1 protein-coding gene is annotated in these 232 nt (G+C 48.3%); it reads right to left on the bottom strand.

Going from position 1 to position 232, the window contains the following annotated elements; translation table 11 throughout:
• A partial coding sequence (locus R0J87_RS25095) for a hypothetical protein (RefSeq protein WP_498889739.1) occupies positions 1 to 193 on the bottom strand: 193 nt, incomplete at its 3' end.
• Positions 194 to 232 lie beyond the last annotated feature (39 nt).

The following is a 232-nucleotide window of genomic DNA, read 5'->3' on the forward strand; positions in this document are numbered from 1 at the left end:
CTGTCATCGCCTTTTTAAACTTCTTGCTGATCATCTTCGGATCTTCCAACAAGCCGACGAAGTTCCACGGGTTTTCATCCGACTTCGACATTTTCTTGGTCGGGTCCTGCAAGCTCATCACCCGCGCGGCTACTGGTGGAATAAACGGCTCTGGTACTGTGAAAATATCGCCATGCAGTGCATTAAAACGCATGGCCACATCCCGGGCTAATTCAAGATGTTGTTTTTGATC

The sequence above is a fragment of the Halomonas sp. SIMBA_159 genome (genome assembly GCF_046536035.1).
In the GTDB taxonomy this organism is placed as follows: Bacteria; Pseudomonadota; Gammaproteobacteria; order Pseudomonadales; family Halomonadaceae; genus Vreelandella; species Vreelandella venusta_A.